The sequence below is a fragment of the Bacillus sp. KNSH39 genome, assembly GCF_052656585.1.
In genome coordinates this window covers 1,197,514-1,217,629 of sequence record NZ_JBQXYO010000001.1, presented here as the reverse complement: position 1 = coordinate 1,217,629, position 20,116 = coordinate 1,197,514, and the positions used below count along the sequence as shown (strand labels likewise).

At 32.5% G+C, this 20,116-nt stretch carries 22 protein-coding genes, 1 pseudogene and 1 riboswitch; of the genes and pseudogenes, 19 read left to right on the top strand and 4 right to left on the bottom strand.

Annotated elements, in window-relative coordinates:
• Positions 1-139 precede the first annotated feature (139 nt).
• A complete protein-coding gene (gene recQ / locus ACUL40_RS06080; protein ID WP_445422884.1) occupies positions 140-2,257 on the top strand; it encodes a DNA helicase RecQ in 2,118 nt (705 codons plus the stop codon).
• Positions 2,258-2,282: 25 nt separating this feature from the next.
• Positions 2,283-2,663 (top strand): gamma-glutamylcyclotransferase family protein, encoded by a 381-nt coding sequence (locus ACUL40_RS06075; protein WP_075677138.1) that lies wholly within the window; start codon positions 2,283-2,285, stop codon positions 2,661-2,663.
• Between the two features lie 54 nt (positions 2,664-2,717).
• Here ACUL40_RS06075 and ACUL40_RS06070 read toward each other — a convergent pair.
• Positions 2,718-3,032: pseudogene (locus tag ACUL40_RS06070) on the bottom strand (CPBP family intramembrane glutamate endopeptidase); the annotation flags it as partial.
• A gap of 319 nt (positions 3,033-3,351) precedes the next feature.
• On the opposite strand from ACUL40_RS06070, the gene ACUL40_RS06065 reads away from it, so the two are divergent.
• Positions 3,352-5,427 (top strand): HelD family protein, encoded by a 2,076-nt coding sequence (locus tag ACUL40_RS06065; protein WP_098583515.1) that lies wholly within the window; start codon positions 3,352-3,354, stop codon positions 5,425-5,427.
• 408 nt (positions 5,428-5,835) lie between these two features.
• Here ACUL40_RS06065 and ACUL40_RS06060 read toward each other — a convergent pair whose 3' ends face one another.
• Positions 5,836-6,279, bottom strand: a complete 444-nt coding sequence (locus tag ACUL40_RS06060; protein WP_445422883.1) for a hypothetical protein — start codon at positions 6,277-6,279, stop codon at positions 5,836-5,838.
• An 89-nt stretch (positions 6,280-6,368) separates the two neighbouring features.
• Between ACUL40_RS06060 and ACUL40_RS06055 the strand changes: the two genes are divergently transcribed.
• Complete coding sequence (locus ACUL40_RS06055) at positions 6,369-7,313, top strand: helix-turn-helix transcriptional regulator (protein WP_063245509.1); 945 nt, start codon at positions 6,369-6,371, stop codon at positions 7,311-7,313.
• A 290-nt stretch (positions 7,314-7,603) separates the two neighbouring features.
• On the opposite strand, the gene ACUL40_RS06050 is transcribed toward ACUL40_RS06055, so the two are convergent.
• Together ACUL40_RS06050 and ACUL40_RS06045 are read right to left on the bottom strand one after the other, a co-directional pair.
• The gene (locus ACUL40_RS06050; protein ID WP_000337118.1) at positions 7,604-8,164 is read right to left on the bottom strand and encodes a GNAT family N-acetyltransferase; all 561 of its coding nucleotides are present in this window, start codon (positions 8,162-8,164) and stop codon (positions 7,604-7,606) included.
• A gap of 241 nt (positions 8,165-8,405) precedes the next feature.
• Positions 8,406-9,134, bottom strand: a complete 729-nt coding sequence (locus tag ACUL40_RS06045; protein ID WP_226368773.1) for a hypothetical protein — start codon at positions 9,132-9,134, stop codon at positions 8,406-8,408.
• A 47-nt stretch (positions 9,135-9,181) separates the two neighbouring features.
• Between ACUL40_RS06045 and ACUL40_RS06040 the strand changes: the two genes are divergently transcribed.
• The 15 genes from ACUL40_RS06040 to ACUL40_RS05970 all read left to right on the top strand — a co-directional run bounded on the left by ACUL40_RS06040 (position 9,182) and on the right by ACUL40_RS05970 (position 19,807).
• Positions 9,182-9,538: a DUF952 domain-containing protein gene (locus tag ACUL40_RS06040; protein WP_445422894.1), complete on the top strand. Its 357-nt coding sequence runs from the start codon at positions 9,182-9,184 to the stop codon at positions 9,536-9,538.
• Positions 9,535-9,596: riboswitch (Fluoride riboswitch) on the top strand. Its footprint overlaps the gene before it by 4 nt.
• A 993-nt stretch (positions 9,597-10,589) precedes the next feature.
• Positions 10,590-10,937, top strand: coding sequence for a PadR family transcriptional regulator (locus tag ACUL40_RS06035; RefSeq protein ID WP_000380296.1), 348 nt, complete (start codon positions 10,590-10,592; stop codon positions 10,935-10,937).
• On the top strand, positions 10,924-11,925 hold the full coding sequence (locus tag ACUL40_RS06030; protein WP_445422882.1) for an HAAS signaling domain-containing protein: 1,002 nt from the start codon (positions 10,924-10,926) through the stop codon (positions 11,923-11,925). Before ACUL40_RS06035 ends, ACUL40_RS06030 begins: the two co-directional genes overlap by 14 nt.
• An 80-nt stretch (positions 11,926-12,005) precedes the next feature.
• Positions 12,006-12,518: a GNAT family N-acetyltransferase gene (locus ACUL40_RS06025; protein ID WP_000617521.1), complete on the top strand. Its 513-nt coding sequence runs from the start codon at positions 12,006-12,008 to the stop codon at positions 12,516-12,518.
• Positions 12,519-12,645: 127 nt separating this feature from the next.
• The gene (locus ACUL40_RS06020; protein WP_226368770.1) at positions 12,646-13,422 is read left to right on the top strand and encodes a serine hydrolase; all 777 of its coding nucleotides are present in this window, start codon (positions 12,646-12,648) and stop codon (positions 13,420-13,422) included.
• Positions 13,419-13,790: a hypothetical protein gene (locus tag ACUL40_RS06015; protein ID WP_445422881.1), complete on the top strand. Its 372-nt coding sequence runs from the start codon at positions 13,419-13,421 to the stop codon at positions 13,788-13,790. The genes ACUL40_RS06020 and ACUL40_RS06015 overlap by 4 nt, the downstream gene beginning before the upstream one ends.
• Before the next feature lie 28 nt (positions 13,791-13,818).
• Positions 13,819-14,235, top strand: coding sequence for a GNAT family N-acetyltransferase (locus tag ACUL40_RS06010; RefSeq protein ID WP_000680537.1), 417 nt, complete (start codon positions 13,819-13,821; stop codon positions 14,233-14,235).
• A gap of 35 nt (positions 14,236-14,270) precedes the next feature.
• Complete coding sequence (locus ACUL40_RS06005) at positions 14,271-14,675, top strand: GNAT family N-acetyltransferase (protein ID WP_017656469.1); 405 nt, start codon at positions 14,271-14,273, stop codon at positions 14,673-14,675.
• A gap of 15 nt (positions 14,676-14,690) precedes the next feature.
• Positions 14,691-15,044: an MmcQ/YjbR family DNA-binding protein gene (locus ACUL40_RS06000; protein WP_000994622.1), complete on the top strand. Its 354-nt coding sequence runs from the start codon at positions 14,691-14,693 to the stop codon at positions 15,042-15,044.
• Positions 15,045-15,065: 21 nt separating this feature from the next.
• Positions 15,066-15,773, top strand: coding sequence for a class I SAM-dependent methyltransferase (locus ACUL40_RS05995; protein WP_017656468.1), 708 nt, complete (start codon positions 15,066-15,068; stop codon positions 15,771-15,773).
• 65 nt (positions 15,774-15,838) lie between these two features.
• On the top strand, positions 15,839-16,225 hold the full coding sequence (locus ACUL40_RS05990; protein WP_445422880.1) for a ribosomal maturation YjgA family protein: 387 nt from the start codon (positions 15,839-15,841) through the stop codon (positions 16,223-16,225).
• A gap of 24 nt (positions 16,226-16,249) precedes the next feature.
• Positions 16,250-17,179, top strand: a complete 930-nt coding sequence (locus ACUL40_RS05985; protein ID WP_069358081.1) for a phosphotransferase enzyme family protein — start codon at positions 16,250-16,252, stop codon at positions 17,177-17,179.
• Positions 17,176-17,679, top strand: coding sequence for a DNA topology modulation protein (locus ACUL40_RS05980; RefSeq protein ID WP_000720558.1), 504 nt, complete (start codon positions 17,176-17,178; stop codon positions 17,677-17,679). Before ACUL40_RS05985 ends, ACUL40_RS05980 begins: the two co-directional genes overlap by 4 nt.
• A 161-nt stretch (positions 17,680-17,840) precedes the next feature.
• The gene (locus ACUL40_RS05975; RefSeq protein WP_000180354.1) at positions 17,841-18,521 is read left to right on the top strand and encodes a formylglycine-generating enzyme family protein; all 681 of its coding nucleotides are present in this window, start codon (positions 17,841-17,843) and stop codon (positions 18,519-18,521) included.
• Between the two features lie 92 nt (positions 18,522-18,613).
• On the top strand, positions 18,614-19,807 hold the full coding sequence (locus ACUL40_RS05970) for a macrolide family glycosyltransferase (protein ID WP_445422879.1): 1,194 nt from the start codon (positions 18,614-18,616) through the stop codon (positions 19,805-19,807).
• Positions 19,808-20,116: the final 309 nt, after the last annotated feature.

The window sequence follows — 20,116 nt, the reverse complement described above, 5'->3', positions numbered from 1 at the left end:
GATGCTAATTCATATTAAATAAGTGAAGAAACATAGAATAATGAAAAAACAATAAGCATCTAATCATCCCTTTCAAGTCGCATAAGTGATTGATATAATAGAAGTAGATGAAAGATAAAGAAAAGCGGGTGACTCTTTTTTGTTTACTAAAGCACAAGAACTTTTAGCGTCCTACTTTGGTTATTCTTCGTTTCGAAGAGGACAAGATGAAACAATTAAAAATGTACTAGATGGGAAAGATACGGTTTGTATTATGCCAACGGGTGGCGGTAAGTCGATTTGTTATCAAATTCCGGCATTAGTATTTGAAGGAACGACGTTGGTTATATCGCCTCTAATATCACTTATGAAGGATCAAGTAGATACATTGGTACAGAATGGCATTTCAGCTACATATATTAATAGTTCTATATCTATTGCAGAAGCAAATCAGCGAATTCAATTAGCGAAACAAGGACATTACAAGTTACTTTATGTGGCGCCTGAGCGTCTTGATTCGATGGAGTTTGTTGATCAACTTATCGATATGAAAATCCCTATGATTGCGATTGATGAAGCACACTGTATTTCACAGTGGGGACATGATTTCCGTCCAAGTTATTTACATATACATCGCATATTAGATTATCTTCCAGAAAAGCCGCTCGTATTAGCATTAACAGCAACAGCAACACCGCAAGTACGTGATGATATTTGTAACACACTTGAAATTAATCAAGAAAATACAATTATGACAACGTTTGAGCGTGAGAACTTATCGTTTTCTGTCATTAAAGGGCAAGATCGAAATGCATATTTGGCGGATTATATTCGTCAAAATCAAAAGGAATCCGGGATTATATATGCAGCTACTAGAAAAGTAGTCGATCAGTTATATGAAGATTTGATGAAGGCAGGTGTTTCTGTATCAAAATATCATGCTGGTATGAGTGATAGTGATCGAAATGAGCAACAAGAACTCTTTTTACGAGATGAAGTAAGTGTAATGGTAGCAACATCTGCATTCGGGATGGGTATTGATAAATCGAATATTCGTTACGTAATTCATTATCAGCTTCCAAAAAATATGGAAAGTTACTATCAAGAAGCAGGACGTGCTGGTCGTGACGGATTAGATAGTACATGTATATTGTTATATTCTTCTCAAGATGTACAAGTACAGCGTTTTTTAATTGATCAATCAACTGGAGAATCACGTTTTTCAAATGAACTTGAAAAATTGCAAAATATGACCGATTACTGTCATACAGAACAATGTTTACAATCATTTATTTTGCAATACTTTGGAGAAGAACCGAAAGAAGATTGTGGACGCTGTGGTAATTGTACAGACAATCGCGAGAGCATCGATGTGACAAGAGAATCACAAATGGTTTTATCATGCATGATTAGAACGAACCAACGCTTTGGAAAGCAAATGATAGCGCAAGTATTAACTGGGTCGAAGAATAAGAAAGTTATTGAATTTAATTTTCATACTTTACCAACGTATGGGCTTTTATCGAACCGTAGTGTAAAAGAGGTCAGTGAGTTTATTGAGTTTTTAATTTCAGATGAGTTAATTGCAGTTGAGCATGGCACTTATCCGACGTTAAAAGTAACTGAAAAAGGGAAAGAAGTATTACTTGGTAAAGAGAATGTTTTACGAAAAGAACGAGTAGAGACAAGACAAATTGTTCAAGACCATCCTTTATTTGAAGTGCTTCGTGAAGTACGTAAAGAAATTGCACAAGGAGAAGGTGTACCTCCGTTCGTTATTTTCTCTGACCAAACATTGAAAGATATGTGTGTGAAAATGCCGCAAAGTGATTCCGAATTGTTGACGGTAAAAGGTATCGGAGAACACAAACTTGTGAAATATGGCTCGCACTTCTTACAAGCAGTTCAGCATTTTATTGAGGAAAATCCAAATTATGCTGAAACGATTAAGACAGAAGTAGTTTCAGAGCGTAAAAAGTCAGGAAAAGCGTCCGCAAATTCTCATTTAGAAACGTATGAAATGTATAAACAAGGTATTGATTTGAATGAGATTGCAAAAGAACGTAACTTATCAAGACAAACAATCGAAAACCATTTAATTCGCTGCTATGAGGATAGAATGGAAGTAGATTGGAAAAGCTTTGTTCCAGCAGAGTATGAATCTCTTATTGAAACTGCCGTTCAAAATGCAGATGGTGGTCTGAAATCTATTAAAGAACAGCTTCCGAATGAAGTGAGTTACTTTATGATTCGTGCTTATTTACAAATAAGAAAGTAGAGGCATATAAAGGGGATAAGAATTTATGTATCATGTTTTCGTTTATGGCACGTTAAGAAGAGGACAAATGAATGCTCATTATATGCTAGGTGCAACATGCATCGCAGACAGAGCTTGGACATATGGCAAATTATTTGATACGAACGAAGGATATCCGGCCATGACTTATTCGATTGAAGAACAGGTGTATGGAGAAGTTTATGTAGTAAATGATGAGATATTGTGTAAGTTAGATGAACTAGAAGAATATACAGGTAATGCGGAGACTGATTTATATGATCGAATCACGCAAACAGTATATGTTGCTGATAGGGAAATTGAGGCATACGTGTATATCGCTCAAGATAAAAAGATGTTAAAGAAAGTGATAGACTCTGGTGACTGGCTTATGTATCAAAAAATATAATAAGGTAGTTTTAAAAATTGGAAAGCAGATAATGACGAATTCATTATCTGCTTTTTATTGTGTGAATAATTGTCGTTCTCTTTTTATTCTTATAGTTCTTAGTACGATTCCAATTCCGAGAAATAAAACAGTAGCAGCGACCCCGCTAATAGGATTTAACCAAAAATCACTACTGTTTGTAAGGGTAATAATCCCTGTTAGGGTAACTAAAACAGTAGGAACAGCATCCTCAATCGCATGCATGATAACGCATGGCCAGACGGATTTTGTAAGTCTATATATTTCAACATACATAATTGACCAACAAACCATAAGGATACAGCCAGATAGAAGCATATTTAATCTTGAGATAGATTCAAAATATTCATTTGAAGAGCCTCCTTTACTTTTATTTATCCTACTATTTATGGGCAGTAAAACGCCCATTGATTAAATTCTTTAATTTTTACAATGTTTTTTAATAGATAAATTAAATAGGAGACAAATAGAAAGTAGTATCTTTTGCATGCATCATTATACTATATGTGTATTTGTGTGATTTAGATGTTGCATATTCTTTTTAAATTAGAAAGATGAAAAGTAAGTTTTTTCGGAAAATTTAAATAGAAACTATTGACTTTATGATTGGATTTTTAATACAATGATACTTCGACTGAAAAATTAGAACGGACAGGAGGGAATCGTCGAAATGAGCAACATATTTGAAGATGAGTTACAAAAAATGAAGGATACTTTACATACGATGGATGAGCAATTGGATAAGCTTGAAAAAATCCCAGTTTATTATGGAGAAGATTTTAAAGAGCAAATTCTTGAAAGTATGAGGGAGTCTAATAGACAAAACTTACGTATTGGTGTGCAAGAGCCGTACTTTGGAAGGTTAGATTTTCAGGAAGATGGAAAAGAAGAAGTTATGCCGATTTATATCGGAAAAGTAGGGGTTTCGGATATGGACACGATGAAGCCAATCATTATCGATTGGCGGGCACCTGTCGCAAGTATGTTTTATTCATTTACCGGTGGAGACGAATTAGCATTTTATCAATCACCAGATGGGTTAGTAGAAGGTGATGTGTATTTAAAACGAAACATTTCCATTCGAAAAAGAGAACTTGAACGTGTTGTTGATACATATGTAAAAGGAAATGAAGATGTATCGCATGCCGATGATTTTCTTCTATATCGATTAGGTGAGAATAAAGATAATAAGCTAAAGGATATTGTTTCAACGATTCAATCGGAACAAAATGATATTATTCGAGCGGAAAGAAATTTACCATTACTTATTCAAGGGGTTGCAGGGAGTGGAAAGACAACAATTGCTTTACATCGCCTTGCTTTTTTAATTTATGAATATCGTGAACAACTAGAAGCAGAAAGAATGATCGTATTTGCGCCGAATAGTCTGTTTTTAGACTATATTTCGAGTGTACTTCCTGAATTAGGTGTAGGGAATATTAATCAAACAACGTTTCCGGATTGGGCATTACGTACGTTAGATGATTCAGTGAAACTAAAGCAGACAGAAGAAAAATTGAAAGAAGCATTTTCAATTAATCGTGATGAAAAGAAGGTAATGCTAGGTAAATTAAAGGGTACGTTGGAATTTAAGACGTTTATTCAAGAGAGAATGATCCAATTTGAAAATGAGTTAGTTCCGACAAAAGATTTTGAGGCGTGGGATAGAGCGATTATTCCAGTAGAAGATATTAAAAAATGGATGCAAGTTGAATATAAACATTATCCTTTACAGAAAAGAAGAGAACGATTAGTAGGACGAATGAAGCGCTGGATTGAAATTGAGCTTAAAAAATTCGGGGAAACAAACGAGAAAAAATTACTAAAAAAAGAAGCGACTAAGAGACTGAACGCATATATGAAGTTTTGGCCGAAAATGAGTGCTCTTTCACTGTATAGTTCAATAGTAAAAAGTAAAGAAATACTTGAGGCATTACCTGAAGAACTTGTTAAAGAAACAGAAAAGAGTTGTCGTAAAAAAGAAGTGTATGTAGAAGATTTACCAGCTTTAATATACATACATCATCGTATAACAGGGATTGAAATCGGGCAGAAGTTTCATCACGTTGTTATTGATGAAGCGCAAGATTTTTCGCCTTTCCAAGTTTATGTATTAAAAGAAATTACATTAGGTAATTCTTTCACTATATTAGGTGATTTATCGCAAGCGATTTATGATTACCAAGGAATTGAAGATTGGAATGCTTTTAAGGAAGTATTCCAAGAAACCGGTTATTATGAATTGACAAGAAGTTATCGTTCTACAAAAGAAATTATTGAATTTGCAAATGAAATAATTAAAAATGCAGAAATCCCAGTAGGACTCGCAACACCAGTCTTCCGCAGTGGAGAAGATGTGAAAGTAATTCATGCAGAAAATCAATTTACTGAAATTGTGAAGACGGTAAAACATTTGCAAAATGCAGATGTGAAAACAATTGCGGTAATCGGAAGAACAGAAGATGAATGCCGTGATATATATGTGAAATTAACAAATGCAGGATTAACGGTCAACGTAATTGAAGCAAACCAAAGTAAATATGAAGGTGGTATATCAGTAGTACCTGTCTATTTAGCGAAAGGTTTAGAATTTGATGCGGTGCTTTTAATTGATGTGGATGAAGAACATTACAAAAACACAAAACATGATGCAAAATTACTATATGTCGGATGTACGAGATCACTTCATGACTTATGGATTTTCTATAGTGGGGAAGCGTCACCTTTAATTAAAGGATTAAAATAAAGTGAAACTATAATCAGTGGGGAGTTTTACTGCAAGCTAATGTGGGATAAATATAAAAAGAGGATTTTCTAGTACTGTATGAAAATCCTCTTTTTTATATTAAAATGGTAGACGTGTAAAATGACAATAAAGTTATTTAATTTTCGATATAAGATACTTCACTGTACTTAAAAATATAACAATAAAGTCGTTTCTGTAGTGCTTTAAGAAAAAAATGTACTTTTTAATAGACTACATGCTGCTAATTTAAGTCTTTAATTTATAGCTGTAGAAATAAATAATAATGAATAAAGATAATGATTAATATATAATTTAATGAGAACAAATGTACATTTATTTTTAAATGTGAGTTCTAAAAAATAAAAGCCTTTTCTCAATATCGAGAAAGTAGGTTCTTTAGCATACACTTTATTTTTCACATTCACAATCACAATCATCTAAATAATATACAACAAATATTTCCCGATCTTCGTCTATTTCTGATGCACATCTTTTTAATGGTCTCGCCTGTAGAGAAGGATTAAAAATTAAAAGATGAGGTAGTAAGTCAGAAGTACTTTCTTTCTCAAGAACATGAAGCACCTCTCTTTGCGATGGTTCATCTTCATATTTTCGGTATTCAACACATCTAAAGTTGTATTTCTTTGATTGAGTTAGGTAAGTTGTTTCTTCCTTCAACTTTTTAAGTTTAATTCTCACTACATCATCAACCCAAGAGCCTATATTCTCGTAAACTACACCATTACTTACAATGTAATCAGTTATTAATCTCGCAGATATCTCTTCATTTTTTAAGTTTTTACGTGAAAATAATACTTCTTTCGTTTCAGTAATATATTCGATGGTATTCATTTTTGCATTAGCCTCCTTCACTTAGTTTAAAATTAGCTTATACTATAAATAAGACAGATTTTGTCATATTTTATGAAAAAGGTGATTAAATGTCTAAAACTAAACGCATCATTAGAATCATGCTGGCATTAAACAATAATAATTCCATTACTGCAAAGGAACTTGCTAAATCCGAAGGAGTCTCAGAGAGAACAATCCTCCGAGATATACAGGAGCTAAGTGAAATTTACTTTCCAGTCTATTCAGAAAGAGGTAGAAATGGAGGGTTTAGTACACTAAAAAATAAAATGATCCCTCCTATTTGGTTTAGTGAGGATGAAATAATAGCTTTATTTTTTGCAATAGATGCCATGCAATATGTTGGCGCCACTCCTTTTTCTACTTCATATAAAGTAATTCTAAATAAACTGTTCAATATGATTCCTCAGGAAACTTCCGATACAATTGAGAATACTAGAGACAAAATCTTGATGTGGCAACCAAATATTAAAGTAGATAAAACGGTGCTAAGAAACCTTTATGATGCATCTGTAGAAGAGAAAACTGTTAATATCTTATATGAAACAACTGAAGATGAAATCTATAGAGAGATAGAACCTATGGGCTTATACGTATATAACGGGTATTGGTATTGTCCCGCTTACTGTAGAATGAGAAGAGGCATAAGGCTTTTCAGGGTAGATCGAATAAAAAAAACAATTATTAATTCTGCTTCTCATTCCACTAATGTCCATTTGAATGTTAAAGAATGGCTGTATTCTGAGTGTGAATCTAATCTCATAAAGCTCGAAGTGAGTTTAAGCAAAGAGGGAAAAAGAAAAGCTGAGAGCATATCATGGTTAAGAGATAATATGGAATACAATTCAGATGGAACCGCGAAAATAACAAAGAATATTAACCCTTCAGAAGAGTGGTTTTATGTTGAACTACTTTGGAATATTGGACAAGAAGCAGAAATAATAGAACCTGATTTCATAAAAAATAAGCTTATTGAAAGGGCTAAATCAGTGATAACGAAATATAATAACTTTTAGCTTAATTTGCATTTAATTTTATACTACTAGAAAGGATCACTTCATAGATAATTGTTCCTTTATTCAACTAAAGGGTGCGATTGTGGCATAAAATAGATAAAAAATGATCAAACTTTATTTCAAATCCACAACGGATGATGGTCCTTTTAGCAACGAATTGTATCTATCTTCCTAAGTCTATTAAAACGCCATAATCCTCTACTCGTGGTTTAGAAAGTAGGGGATATTTTTTGTAAAAGATTTATCCTTTTTTATCAAAGCACTACACTACATTTAAATAATGTTCAATTTTAAACGAATAAAGCCATTAATATTAAATTTTGATAGCTATCATCCAATTTTACACCCTTTGCTTTTCTACCCTCTTCAAAGAAGCCTAGATTCTTATATAACTGGATTGCACCTAGATTATCTTCCATTACCTCAAGACAAACTTTTTCAATCTTACTGTTATTTTTAGCCCAATTGATTAACGTTTCTAGAAGAGCTCTTCCAATACCATAATTTCGATATTCAGGTAGTATGGTCATCGCAAAAGCCCCTTGATGACTAATTTTTTCTTTGTTTCCGTTCTTAAAATCTATTGCACCGACTAACTTACCATCAACTTCAGCAATAAACTGTACATAATTTGGATTTTCATGATAAGCTTTTAACGTTTTTTGAATAGCATCGATACGTACCTTTTTTACATCCTCAACCGTACTTAGCATGTATGGAGCGTTTATTAAAGCTTTTGAAGCAGAATCTAGTATTCTTTCTGCATCCTGTTCTTTAGCTTCTCTAATTATTACTGTTTTTCCATCCTTAGATTTATAAGTAAAAACATTAGTTGATAAGATACTACACACACCCTTTCGGAATATAATTAATTAAAATTTTCAACTGTTTCGCGATTCTTAAGTAAGAAAAAGTCGTATCACCTTTTTCTGCAATCGTTCTGCTTCAACTTAATAATGATTATTTCAAATATTTCTAATTTTTACAAGGGTTCATTCCATTATATAGTCCGATTGTTGAATAACATGACTGGCGTTTTTCAAACAATTTTATTATGTTTTAAACAACTTTATTATCTCTGTACAAGATGAATTAACGACTTGAGCTGTTGTGTAAATAATATACAATGACCATTTCTAATTCCTTAGTTTGTTCTTTTTCCCATATACGAACAGCATCTACTGGAATTTGTGTATGTTTTAACCAATCTAGAATTAAGTGTAGTTGTTCTTGTATTTGACCAATGTTTTGCTCCTTTATGTTCTTATTCTGAATTCTATTAGTTAATTGAAACATATAGGGAAGTTTTTCTATACATTCGCTTAAATCTCCGCAATAACCTGAAGGGAATTCATGTGTACCAAATTCTAAAGTATGGATGTAATTAGAAACTAGGTATATCATGGCTTCTTGTTCGGTATCACCACCTAATTCAATCGCTTTTCGAAGGGATTTTTCTAAATCGTCTTCTTTATTGCTAGAGTCCATATAAATTCCTATCCATCTAAAAGGCCTTGAATCAAATGGGGTGTTTTCTGTCCATCTATATAGAATGTCAATTAGAAAACTATTTAGTGAGAAAGTTAACACCTCATCTTTTTCGTTTGATGCATCTAAAATAGTAAACAGTGAAATGGCAAACTCCTCTTGATCTTTTGATTCCCATTTCTTTGCATTTGAAATAAATGTCTCTAAATGTTTATAAGCTAATTTTCGAAGTCCCGCTTCGCGATGCTGACAGTAACAAATAAAATCATGCCAATGCTCATTTGTATTCATATGTATAATAATAGTTTGTAATGTAGTGAGAGGTTTATCCATTATAAGTCCCCAATCTATTAAGAACGTGTTGAAAATTTAGTGTTATTATATCATTACATAAATTAAAAAGGGAGAGTTACTATGATTACAAAAGTAATTGGGAAATCGCAAAAATAATTGGAAAAATTAATGAAGATTCCCTTATAGAAGAGGGATTTATTCATTGTTCATTAGTAGATCAAGCTTTAAGAGTTGCAGAAAAATATTTCAAGCATGAAGAAGATGTTTTATCACTTACAATTGATCCAGCCCTATTAAAAGCAGAAGTAAAATATGAACTTGCTTCAAACAGTCAAGAATATCCGCATGTTTACGGAGTAATTAATGTTGAGGCGATTGTAGAGGTTGTTCCATTTTCTAAAGAAAACGGGGAATTTATATTACTTAAATCAGTTCGACTTTAGTAATAGGCGATGGAGTTCGCTATAATTGCTATATATAGCTAATGAATCCTATTGATAAACGAGATTTTTTGTTTATCAGTAGGATTTTTAATTTTATTCGAACAGACTTAAAAAGAGCACATTTGAATTGTGCTCTTTAAGAGAAAAGTGAATTAGGGTTTTTACTTCTAGATAATGTATGAGTGATTCATCATAATGTGACGATGAATCACAAAAGAGCAGTTAGAGTGGGAAGAATTTAAGATGGATTTTATTGGTCACGGGATCCAATCGATTGGTAATGAAGCAGTTCTAACAGGACTCATTATAGACTTTGAAGATGAAACGTAAAAAAAATTATTATGTTTATCTGAATGTTGAGGGAATACAAGAGTTTTATTTATCTAATTTTTAGAAAAAATAGACTATAATATTGATAAATGGTATAATTTCCTTGTTATTGGAATTAAAATGAAAATATTAGAAGAAAAAGGATTGGGCTGGTTTTAATGGGGGATTCTGATCACAAAGAAACAAAGGCAATATTAAAGTTATGGTTTATTTATATACCACTTGCATTTGGAGAGTTTGTCTTTTCGAATATCATAGATTATTTAAAAAAATAAAGATTTTGCATTTGAAAAACAATTAACCTAATTTAATTGTTTTTTTATTTTTCTCTAATAAACCAAACAAAAATAAAGATTTTGAACAAGATGAAGTTTATGAAGGAAATAACGTTGATTAGGTGCTGAAAACGGGAATCATTCAAGCATGGTAATTCGCCATTTTTATAGCTTCCTATAGTGAAATGTTATGTTCACATCATATGTATACGATATTTGTAACTTAATATAGCATTACTGGAACTTCAAAATTAGTAGTTAAGGTTGCTACCTTTTAGAGTGCTATAGATATATAACTTAGCTAAAAAAGCAAAAATCATATAATTTGCGCTTTTTATTATCCGTTTTTTGGTAAATGATTATAGTTTTTGTCACATTAATACTGTACGATACATAGTATAAAACACATACTGTATGACATATAGTAATGGAAATGAGGTGAGTGAATGGATACTTTATTAAACTCGTTAATTACTGAGTTAAGAAGAGGGACATTAACGTTAGCTGTTTTAAGTCAATTAAGAACGCCGCAGTACGGATATTCACTTGTCCAGTTATTGGAGCAATCAGGGATTACAATTGATCAAAGTACTTTATATCCGCTACTTCGCCGATTAGAAAAGCAGGAGTTAGTGACGAGTAGTTGGGATAAAACAGAGAGTAGACCTCGTAAGTATTATGTTTTAAGTGAATATGGATTAGAGATATTTTTACAATTGAAAAAGCAGTGGGTAAAGGATTCGAAAGAACTTTATAACTTATTAAAGGAGGAGGACGAAAATGAGTTTGATTGATATGTATGTCCATGAAGTTGCGAAGAGATTGCCTGAACAAAATCGTGAAGATATTACACTTGAACTACGGTCAACAATAGAGGATATGTTACCAGACGATTATAATGAGGAAGATGTGAAGAGCGTACTCGAAAAATTGGGAAGTCCAGTTTCATTGGCTAATGGGTACTTGGATAGACCAATGCATTTAATTGGACCACGTTATTTTGATGTATATACGACGCTATTAAAAATGATTATACCAATTGCAGCTGTTATTGCGCTCATTTCAATGGTTGCAGAAAATGTTATAGGCTATAATGGTGATCAAGCGGTATTAAATGTTATTTTACAATTGATAGGTAAAGGTATAGGGGAAATTTTTGAAGTGGGTCTCCATGTATTTTTCTGGTTGACACTTGTGTTTGTTATTTTAGAAAGAACAGATAAAGACAAAGGTATCGAGCCGTTGACGACAAGTTTTAAAAAATGGACACCAGATGATTTGAAAAACATCTCGTATATCCCAAAGAAAAAAGCAATCTCGAAGTTTGAAGTTTTTGGAGGTTTAATGTGGACGGCAGTTTGGACTACACTTTACTTTTATGCGAATCATCTTGTAGGCGTATATCATGGTACAGAAAACGGATTGAAGTTTGTCGCGCCAACGTTTAATCAAGATGTTTTGCTTCAATACTGGCCCCTAATTTTGGTTATGATCGTTTTCGAAGTAGCTATATCACTTTATAAGTTAGTACAGGGACAATGGACGAAAAGGTTGGCAATTGGAAATGCTATTCTTCAAGTAGTCGGAACAATCATATTCATTGTAATTGTAGTAAATCCACATTTATTAAACGAAGGATTCATTACGTATATGGCAAATGCATTTACTACTTCCCCAGAGGAGTTTAAAACGTGGCTCATTGGGGGAGGAATTTTCTTCTACATGTTATCTGCTGCAATAAATATACTTGATGGTTTCCGAAAAGCTAGTATTCGTATGTAGATAAAAATCTGAAATTTCGATAAAATAAAACTATTGAAAAGATAGTGAAATAAGATGAACATGATGAAAGGAAGAAAACAATGATAAGGGAAGCAACGAAAAGAGATTTAGCATACATTTTAGATATTTATAACGATGCGATACTTTATACAACAGCTGTATATGCGTATAAACCTGTAACCCTTGAAAATAGAATAGATTGGTATGAACAAAAAAAGGCTGAAGGGTATCCAATTTTCGTATATGAATTAGATAATAAAGTAGTAGGATTTGCGACATTTGGACCATTTAGAGCTTGGCCTGCTTATAAATATTCAATTGAGCATTCGGTGTATGTTGATAAGGATTATAGAAAAAATGGGATTGGGACGTCTTTAATGAAAACATTAATCGAAATTGCAAAGGAAAGAGAGTATATGACCTTAATTGCTGGAATTGATGCAGAGAATGAGAAAAGTATTGCCTTGCATCAAAACTATGGATTTATTCATGCAGGAACAATAAAAAAAGCTGGTTATAAGTTTAATAAATGGCTAGATTTAGCTTTTTATCAGCTGGAACTTAACGGTCCTGAAAATCCTATAGAAGAATAAATATTTTTCGGTAGCAAGAAAAAATTCATGCTACCTTTTTCTTATTTTAATAGCTAATGAAAAGGTTTTTTACATTCAATGTTGAAATATTAGAAGTTAATATAACGATATAAAAAGAGGGATGGAAATGGAAACTGTTATAAATAAAATAAAAGAGGTACAATCTAATTATGTGGGAATGGCAATTTATTCTACAAAAGATAATCGGATAGTTGCTTCATATAATAATGAATTAAATATTCCGTTAGCATCAGCAGCAAAATTAGTCATTGGATTTGTAGTAACGCAAATGGTGAAGGAAAATAAACATAATTGGAATGATATACTTCATCACATTAAATTTAATCCGCATGAAGATAGTGGGCAGTTATATCCGCATTTACAAGGAAGAACTTCTTTAACACTTAGTCAAGCGGTAGAGGTAATGATTGCTTGTCATGATAGTTGCGTTGCACAGTCAGTTGTAATGCACTGTGGTGGATGGGATGCTGTGAAAATGTACGCACAAACGTACTTTTCAAAAATTTATATACAAGAGAATGCTAGAGATGAGAAAAATGTTGGAGAATTAAGTGAAGTTCTTGCCCTTTTCATACAAACCTTTCAAGGTTATAAATCAGAACCAGAATTATGGGAACCAATTATTAGCGGCATGGTAAGACAGCAAGGAGAGTATGAAGAAATCCCATATTATCATTTAGCTCATATGACAGGTGGATTACTCACAGCTACAATAAATATTGGTATTATAGGAATGTTTAACGAATTTCCGCTTCTTTATGTGATGGGGGGAAAAGATTTACCGAATCGACGTGAAAATAAAGAGGTAGATGAAGCTTTTGCAATAGTTTTAAAGTACATATACAAAGAATATAGTGAAAGCATGCTAGGAGTGAGCGATTGAAAAGAAACTTAAAGACTTCAACAATCATTATTTTAATTTTAACGGTTATTGCTCTTGAAGTTGGAATCGCACTATATGATCACAATTTGTCATTAGATACAATTTACTTTGCAGCGATCCTTATTTGTATTGTATTGCTTTTTGGCACACGTGTTTCTGGAGAGAAAGAAAGTACATCGCAACGAGGAAGAAGAAAAACAGCTCTTATATTTTGGCCATCTATTTTATTGTCTATCGTTTGTTTTGCGGTTATAAGTTACATAAGGGTAGGATATGTCTCTGTACCAGGTATAATTGGCTTTTCATGCTTTGTTACATATGGTGGATTCGTATGTATTAGTATTTTAAAGAGAAAAAATAAAATGTAGATTACTAAGCTGAAAGGAAGCAATATAAATGAAACATATAAAGAACGGTACACGTACTGAAGGAGAATATATTAAAAATAAAGTTATTCAATATAATATGTCCATCTTAACAGATGAGGCAAGACAGACGATGGAAGAAGTACGCCTCGTAGTAAAAAATGAAGAAGGAAAAATTTTTGGTGGCGTAACAGGTACGATGTATTTTTATCACCTTCATATCGACTTTTTATGGGTTGATGAATCAGTTCGTCATGACGGTTATGGCAGCCAACTTTTACATGAAATTGAAGGGATTGCGAAGGAGAAAGGGTGTAGATTAATATTGCTAGATTCATTTAGTTTTCAAGCACCAGAATTTTATAAAAAGCACGGTTACAGGGAGTATGGTGTCGTTGAAGATCATCCGAAAGGTCATAGTCAGCACTTTTTTGAAAAGAGATTATAATAGTATTATGTATACTGGTTGATGGGAGAAAGCATATGTACACGTATAAATTGCAACAAGAACAACCAATCTGTGCAGAAAAAATAAAGAAGCTTTATGATTCTGTCGGTTGGTGGCCAGAAAGAAAAGAAGTCGATATTGAAAAAATGTTAAAGAATAGTATAGCCATTGGAGTATGGGAAGAAAATGAATTAGTTGGATTTGCTAGAGTCGTTTCTGATGGTGTTTTTCGAGCATACATTGAAGATGTTGTCGTACATGAGAGTGTAAGAAATAAAGGTATTGGAGAGAAAATGCTTACAATATTACTTCGAGAAATATCTCATATTGATATTGTTAGTCTATTTTGCGGTGAGAAGCTAATAAAGTTTTACGGTGAGCAGCAATTTCAAGCAACGAAGCAAATTGTGATGCATCGTAATCAAACAGGGAAAGAATAAGAGGTGCCAATTAAAATGAATGCAACAAGAGCGTACTGTTTATCGAAAAGAAAAGCGACAGAAGATTCTCCAGATGGCTGGAGTGCAACATGTATGAGGCTTAATAATAAAATATTTGCGATAGTAAATCATGAAGAAGGCGAAAAAGCTGCGATTACATTGAAGTGTGATCCAGAAGTCGCATTAAGAATAAGAGAAGATTATCCAGAAACAATTATTCCAGGGTATCATATGAATAAAAAACATTGGAATACCGTTTATATTCATAAGGGTATAGAGCAGGAGCAAATTAATAAAATGATTGATTGGTCGTATGATCTAGTACTACAATCATTTTCAAAGAAAAAGCAGCAGGAGTTAATGGATTAATATGTATTAGGAGTGTGTGTAATGAAAGATTCGATTAAAGATACGTATGATAAATTAGCGAGTACATATAAAGAAAATCTAGATTTTGCAAATCCATATAACAGTTATTATGAAAGACCGGCGATGATGGAGCTTATTCCAAGGGAACTAGAAGGAAAAAGAATATTAGATGCTGGATGTGCAGCTGGATGGTATACTTCTCAATTCATAGGAAGAGGAGCAAATGTTACAGCAATTGATGTAAGTCCTGAAATGGTAAAAGCAGCAAAAGAAAATATAGGAGAAGAAGCAACGTTCCTTTGTCATGATCTGCAAGAAACATTGCCATTTGAAGATAATACGTATGATGTGATTGTAAGTTCGTTAACTCTTCATTACTTAGAAAATTGGAATCAAGTATTTCAAGAATTTCGTCGTGTATTGAAGCAAGGTGGGGAACTTATTTATTCTATTCATCATCCTTTTATGGATTTCACAAAGTTTCCATGTAAAAATTATTTTGAAAAACAGTTATTAATAGATACTTGGGTTAAACCGAATATTACTATTGAAGTCAAGTTTTTTAGAAGATCATTACAAGACATACTAAATGAAACTACAAATTATTTTGTATTAGAAGAGATAGTAGAACCGAAGGCAATTGAAAAAATGAAAGAAGTAGACGAAAAATCATATTATTATCTAAATACGAATCCACATTTTCTTATCATTAAAGCAACTAATAAATAGCTAGTAAAATAACTTTGTTTTACTAGCTATTTACAGTTTTACATTACATATTAGGGGACTTTAAAATGAATACGAAACGAAATAGAGTAGTATATGCACTATTTACTATAGTTATTATTATTTTAGGTCTTAGCTCAAGAAAGTTTGCTTTTGCACTACCACATCTATTAAATGATTATTTAGGTGATGCTTTATGGGCATTAATGATTTTTACTGGCTTTGGACTTTTGTTTCCTAAAACAGAGACGAAGAAGTTGGCTTTTATTAGTTTAATGTTTTGCTACGGGATTGAAGCGAGCCAATTGTATCATGCGGAATGGATAGATAGCATGCGTGCAACGACTTTGGGCGGACTCGTGTTGGGATACGGTTTTTTGTGGAGTGATTTAGTGGCCTATACAATTGGTGTTGGAGTGGGAGTACTGTGTGAGGTTATTTTTCGGAAGACATAAGAATTGTAAAAGGGGTATTTGTAAATGGAACAAGCACTGGAAATTGCAAAGTTTTGGTTTCAAAATGAACATGTCACAGCTACTGTAATTCAACAAAAAGTAGCGAAGGTTATATGCAAGAATAAAGAGTATATTTTAAAGAAAACAGGATCAATAAAGCAACTTCTAGTTGAATTCGATGTTTTGAAGCAACTGTATGAAAAGGGAATTAAAGTACAGAGAGTAGTAAAGACAGAAAATGATGAACAATATGTATTATATAAAGAAAAATATTATTGCTTATATGAGTATGTTGCCGGAAGTGTTTTAGAAATAAAAGATACGAATAAGCTGGAAAGGCTAGCAAGTACAATTGGAGAAGAAATAGCTAATCTGCACAAAGCATTACATTCGGTGAATAGTGACCATGAGTTAATAAAAAGAGATTTATATAGGATGGCATTTGAATGGGCTATACCGATTTTAGAAAAGAATGAGTATGTTCATCGAGAGGTAATTCAAAAGATGGAGCGAATGCACGCAGCTTTCAAGGAAACGGTCCATCCATTACCGAGACAAATTATTCATCGTGATATGCATCTATCAAATGTAATCTTTAAAGATGATAAACTGGAAGGGTTTATAGATTTTGAGATTTTAGAAAATAATGTAAAAATATTTGATTTATGTTATTGCTGTACAAGTATATTAAGCGAGCTATTTAGTGATGAAAGATTAAGAGGGAAATGGTTACATATCGTTAGCAAAGTCTTTGAAGGTTATTATAAACAAAATGATTTAACGAAAGAAGAACTAAAAGCTATTTGGTATGTTATGCTTTCAATTCAAATTATCTTTATTGCTTATTTTGTCCAGTTACCAGATTTATTAAAGTTAAATGAAGAAATGTTCTTCTGGATTTTCGCTAATAAGGAAACTATTGAAGAAGTTATAGAAGGTATCGTAAAGGTATGAAAAAAATAATATTAATTGGTTCTGGTGGTTCAGGAAAATCTACATTAGCAAGGCAGTTAGGAAATAAATTAAATATTAAGGTGCATCATCTTGATGCATTATTTTGGAAACCGAATTGGGAAGGTGTTCCGAGAGAAGAACAAATAACAGTTCAAAATAACTTAATTAAAGATGAGAAATGGATTATTGATGGGAATTATGGCGGGACGATGGGTATAAGACTGAATGCAGCTGATACAATTATCTTCCTTGATATTCATAGAACAATTTGTATTTATCGTGCTTTTAAAAGAATTGTAAAATACCAGAATAAAACAAGACCAGATATGGGCGCGGGATGTGAAGAAAGATTTGATTTGCAATTTTTTAAATGGATATGGGAATATCCTAATGCTAAACGACCTACAATTTTAAAAGGGTTAGAGCAATTGCCGGAAGAGAAAAAGGTTATTGTTTTAAAATCTCCAAATGAGGTTCGGAAATTTTTAGAGCACATATAATTATAGAATGTAACACAAAAATTCTTTGTGAATCTTACCGATTAGTTTAATAAAACTAATCGTTTTTTATTATGAAAAATTTAACGCTTTTTGAAAATTCTATTTTGTAATGAGTATATGACTTTAAGTTCATATAAAATGAACGTTTGGAGGAATAGAAAATGACTAACGATTTAATTCAACTAATCAATTCATTAATGGTCAATATTCCAGCTGGAGAGGTAGTATTAAGAGATGATCGAATAAAAAAAGAATGGCTAGTACAAATTCAACCATTTCTTCTTGCAAAGTATGCTGTAACAATGGAACTATATGATGCTATTACAAATAGTACATTAAATAATTTTGATGAAAATCATAAACCAGTTGTCAATATTTCATGGAACGATGCCATTTCGTTTTGTAATGTACTTTCAAAAAAAGCGGGATTAAAAGAATATTATTCTATTAGTGATGGTGGTCAAATTGTGAAATGTAATTTAGGTTCAAATGGCTACCGATTACCATCTGAGGCGGAGTGGCAATATGCATGTAAAGCAAGTACAACCGGATATACATACGGGAAACTTCATGATATAGCGTGGTATAATGAAAATTCAAATGGAGAGATTCATGACGTTGGCCAAAAAGAACCGAATGCATGGGGACTTTATGATATGCTAGGGAACGTTTGGGAATGGTGTTATGATTTGTATGATGAAACAGTGTACGGATCATACCGCATTTTTCGTGGTGGTAGTTGGGCTGAAACAGCGAGAGGGTGCGGCGCTACTTGTCGTCGTCGAAGCCATCCTACATTTCATATAGATGATCTCGGTTTTAGACTTGCTAGGTCAATTTAGTAGGAACATGATACGAACAGCTAGGAAAAGAGTATGGAGAGAATCCGTACTCTTGCCAACATAGAAATGATTTAACGTAAGGAGTGTTTATTATGGCGCGTGTTTTATTTATTAATGCTGGATCAGAAGGACATATAAATCCAACTTTACAAGTTGTAGATGAATTGATTTCTCGTGGTGAAGAGGTCGTTTATTTTTCAATAGAAGCTTTCAGGGAGCGGATTGAGAAGACAGGTGCTACTGTACGAACGATTGATGATCAAAAATTTATAAAAGCGTTTCTATCTGGAGGCAGAAATTATTTACAGGAAAGAATAAATGGCCTTCTACATACAGCAGATATTGTAATACCTAGCGTTTTAGAACAAATTGAAGGTGAACATTTTGATTACATAATTCATGATTCTATGTTTGGCTGTGGCCATTTAATTGCTCAAATCCTTAAACTTCCAGCCATAAATTCATGCACATCTTTTGCGCAGGATGAAAAATCCGTTGAGCAAATGTTAGGTCATCTATCAAAAAATATCCCAGTAGAAATTTATGATAAAATACAGAATGATTTTCAAAACTTAACGAAGGGAATTGCTGAAAAATATGGTGTTGAAATAAAATCATCGTATGAAGTTTTCTGTAATCCTGCACCCCTTACTATTGTATATACAATTAAGGAGTTCCAGCCTTTTGGTGATACGTTTGATGAAATATATAAATTTGTAGGACCATCTATCTCTGCACAAATGAAAAACAGAGACGTTGATTTTACTTCAATTGAAGAAAAAAGTCCGATTTATATTTCATTAGGTACTGTTTTTAATGAAGCGATTGACTTTTATAAACTGTGTATGAAGGCCTTTGAGAATAGTGAGCATACAATTGTTATGTCTATTGGTAGTAAAACAAAAATAAGTGATCTAGGCGAAATTCCTAAAAACTTCATTGTGAAAAACTATGTACCCCAAACTGAGCTGCTTACATATACGAAACTATTTATTACACACGGCGGGATGAACAGTGCGCATGAAGGACTGTATAACGGGGTTCCGCTCGTTGTAATACCGCAAAGTGCAGATCAGCCAGTAGTCGCAAAGCAAGTGGAGAGTCTTGGAGCAGGAATAAAATTACAAATGCAAGGATTAACTGCGGATCAACTAAGTGAAAGTGTAGAAATGGTATTAAATAATCCGTCATTTAAAGAAGTTGCTTTGAATTTGAAGAAATCTTTCCAAAAATCAGGTGGATATAAGAAAGCTGTTGATGAAATTTTTATATTTGTAGGTCAGTGAAAAAATGAAATTATACATTAGAAAAGCATCTAAATAGGATGCTTTTTATTTAACTTTATAATTCTTATTTTTAATATCTAGTATGGTTAAAACTAAGGCACTGAGAGATATAAGTATAAGAATAAAAGTTAACCAGTTAAATGTATTGTCAATTATGAAGTAAAGATGATAGATAAATATATTCGAATTTTATTTTAAAATGTTAGGACTTAGTTTTACATGTTAGTAATAATTTCACTGTTTCTGCACAACTTCTGCACATACTCAGGTAATTTCTATGTCATGATATATTCATAAAGTGAAATATTT

Coding starts and splice junctions, on each gene's coding strand:
- ACUL40_RS06075 (WP_075677138.1), top strand. CDS start 2,283: ATGTATCATGTTTTCGTTTATGGCACGTTAAGAAGAGGACAAATGAAT.
- ACUL40_RS06065 (WP_098583515.1), top strand. CDS start 3,352: ATGAGCAACATATTTGAAGATGAGTTACAAAAAATGAAGGATACTTTA.
- ACUL40_RS06060 (WP_445422883.1), bottom strand. CDS start 6,279: ATGAATACCATCGAATATATTACTGAAACGAAAGAAGTATTATTTTCA.
- ACUL40_RS06055 (WP_063245509.1), top strand. CDS start 6,369: ATGTCTAAAACTAAACGCATCATTAGAATCATGCTGGCATTAAACAAT.
- ACUL40_RS06045 (WP_226368773.1), bottom strand. CDS start 9,134: ATGGATAAACCTCTCACTACATTACAAACTATTATTATACATATGAAT.
- ACUL40_RS06035 (WP_000380296.1), top strand. CDS start 10,590: ATGGATACTTTATTAAACTCGTTAATTACTGAGTTAAGAAGAGGGACA.
- ACUL40_RS06030 (WP_445422882.1), top strand. CDS start 10,924: ATGAGTTTGATTGATATGTATGTCCATGAAGTTGCGAAGAGATTGCCT.
- ACUL40_RS06025 (WP_000617521.1), top strand. CDS start 12,006: ATGATAAGGGAAGCAACGAAAAGAGATTTAGCATACATTTTAGATATT.
- ACUL40_RS06020 (WP_226368770.1), top strand. CDS start 12,646: ATGGAAACTGTTATAAATAAAATAAAAGAGGTACAATCTAATTATGTG.
- ACUL40_RS06010 (WP_000680537.1), top strand. CDS start 13,819: ATGAAACATATAAAGAACGGTACACGTACTGAAGGAGAATATATTAAA.
- ACUL40_RS06005 (WP_017656469.1), top strand. CDS start 14,271: ATGTACACGTATAAATTGCAACAAGAACAACCAATCTGTGCAGAAAAA.
- ACUL40_RS06000 (WP_000994622.1), top strand. CDS start 14,691: ATGAATGCAACAAGAGCGTACTGTTTATCGAAAAGAAAAGCGACAGAA.
- ACUL40_RS05995 (WP_017656468.1), top strand. CDS start 15,066: ATGAAAGATTCGATTAAAGATACGTATGATAAATTAGCGAGTACATAT.
- ACUL40_RS05990 (WP_445422880.1), top strand. CDS start 15,839: ATGAATACGAAACGAAATAGAGTAGTATATGCACTATTTACTATAGTT.
- ACUL40_RS05985 (WP_069358081.1), top strand. CDS start 16,250: ATGGAACAAGCACTGGAAATTGCAAAGTTTTGGTTTCAAAATGAACAT.
- ACUL40_RS05980 (WP_000720558.1), top strand. CDS start 17,176: ATGAAAAAAATAATATTAATTGGTTCTGGTGGTTCAGGAAAATCTACA.
- ACUL40_RS05975 (WP_000180354.1), top strand. CDS start 17,841: ATGACTAACGATTTAATTCAACTAATCAATTCATTAATGGTCAATATT.
- ACUL40_RS05970 (WP_445422879.1), top strand. CDS start 18,614: ATGGCGCGTGTTTTATTTATTAATGCTGGATCAGAAGGACATATAAAT.